This is a genomic window from Streptomyces sp. WAC05292 (assembly GCF_003949955.1).
Classification (GTDB): domain Bacteria; phylum Actinomycetota; class Actinomycetes; order Streptomycetales; family Streptomycetaceae; genus Streptomyces; species Streptomyces globosus.
On the sequence record NZ_RPSE01000645.1, the window covers coordinates 1 to 2,073 of the forward strand.

Below are 2,073 nucleotides of genomic sequence, written 5' to 3' on the forward strand. Positions count from 1 at the left end.
CCGCCGCGTCCGCCTCGCCTCCGCCCGCCCCCGCGGCCACGGCCTTCGCCCACCGGTAGTCCGCCTTGCCGCTCGGCGACCGCTGCACCTGCGGCGCGACGACCAGGCGTCGCGGGATCTTGTACCCCGCCAGCCTGGTCCGGCAGTGCGCCTGGATCTCCTCCAGCGTCGGCTCCGGCGCGCCCTCGCGCAGCTGCACCACCGCCGCGACCCGGCTGCCCCACCGGAGGTCGGGCACCCCGGCGACCAGGGCGTCGTACACCGCAGGGTGCGCCTTCAGCGCCTGCTCGACCTCCTCCGGGTACACCTTCTCGCCGCCCGTGTTGATGCACTGCGAGCCCCGCCCCAGCACCGTGACCACGCCGTCCGCGTCCACCGTCGCCATGTCGCCCAGCAGCACCCACCGCTCGCCGCCCTTCAGGAAGAACGTCTCCGCGGTCTTCACCGGGTCGTTGTAGTAGCCGAGCGGAACGTGCCCGCGCTGGGCGAGCCGCCCCGGCACCCCGGCCGGCACCGGCTCGCGGGTCACCGGGTCCACCACCTGCGTGCGCCCGTTGACCAGCAGCCGGAAGCCGCGCTCGGGTCCGGCGTCGTCGGCGGCGCGCCCGTTGGAACCGGACTCGGACGAGCCGAAGTTGTTCAGCAGCAGCACGTGCGGGGCGAGCCGCCGGAAGGCCGCGGCCACCGAGTCCGACATGATCGCCCCGGACGAGGACACGCTGAACAGGCCGGACAGGTCCGTGCCCCGCAGCGGACCCTCCAGCGCGTCCACGAGCGGCCGCAGCATCGCGTCTCCCACGAGCGACACGCTCGACACCCGCTCCTTCTCGATCGTCCGCAGCACCTCCGCGGGCACGTACTTGCGGTGCAGGACCACCCGCTGACCGTAGTTGAACGCGATGAACGAGGTCAGCGTGGACGTGCCGTGCATCAGCGGCGGCGTCGGGAAGAAGGTGAGACCGGCCCCCCGCGCCGCCGCCCGCTCGGCCAGTTCCTCTGGCCGCTCCACCGGCTCGCCCGACGGCTCGCCGCCGAACAGGCCCGCGAAGAACAGGTCCTCCGCCCGCCACATCACGCCCTTGGGCAGCCCTGTCGTGCCGCCCGTGTAGATGATGAACAGGTCGTCGGGGGAGCGCGGCGCGAACCCGCGCCCCGGCGAGCCGGCCGCCTCGGCGTCCCCGTACGCCACCGGCGCGAGTGCCGGCTCGGGCGCCCCCTCGGGGGCGGCCCCGACCCGCAGCAGGTGCCGCAGCCGGGGCGTGTGCGGCAGTGCCGCCGCGACCCGCCCGGTGAACTCGCCGTCGAAGACGAGCGCGGCCAGGTCGGCGTCGCCGTAGAGGTGGACCAGCTCCTCCTCCACGTAACGGTAGTTGACGTTCACCGGCACCAGGCGCGCCTTGAGGCAGGCGAGCACGGTCTGGAGGTACTCGACCCCGTTGTACAGGTGCAGGCCCACGTGTTCGCCGGGCCGCAGGCCGCTGTCCAGCAGGTGGTGGGCGACGCGGTTCGCCGCCGCGTCCAACTGCGCGTACGTGAGGCGGCGCTCGGCGCCGGTCCCCGGGTGGTCCACGTACAGCAGGGCCTCGCGCTCCGGGACCGCGTCGACGACCGATTCGAACAGGTCGGCAAGGTTGTACTCCACCGTTCCTCCCTCACCCCGGGGCCGGCCCGCGCGCGAGCGGCCCGCGGAGCCGTCGGGCGGCCATTACAGCGCCGCCCGCCCGAACTGGGAAGGGAGCCGCCCAAGAAAACTGACTGGGTGTCAGAAAACTATTGAACTGCCCCGGGCCCTCCTGCAACCTGTTCCAGGTCACCGGAGACGGGAGGACGGCAATGGGTGGGACGGAACACCTGACCGTGCAGCGCCACGGAGCCACGCTGGTGCTCACCATGAACAGGCCCGAGGCGAAGAACGCGCTCTCGCTGCCCCTGCTGGTCGGCCTCCACGACGGCTGGCTGGAAGCGGATGCCGACGACGCCATCCGCTCCGTCGTCCTGACGGGCGCGGGCGGCGACTTCTGCGCGGGCATGGACCTCAAGGCGCTCGCCGGGAGCGGCATGGGCGGCGAGGCC

2 protein-coding genes are annotated in these 2,073 nt (G+C 73.4%); one reads left to right on the forward strand and one right to left on the reverse strand.

The annotated features are described in order from the left end of the window. The coding region (locus EF903_RS32000) for an acyl-CoA synthetase (protein ID WP_148142640.1) at positions 1 to 1,642 on the reverse strand (1,642 nt) is incomplete at its 3' end. Between the two features lie 191 nt (positions 1,643 to 1,833). Between EF903_RS32000 and EF903_RS32005 the strand changes: the two genes are divergently transcribed. Next, positions 1,834 to 2,073 (forward strand): enoyl-CoA hydratase-related protein (locus tag EF903_RS32005; RefSeq protein WP_185902935.1); only part of this gene is annotated, 240 nt, incomplete at its 3' end.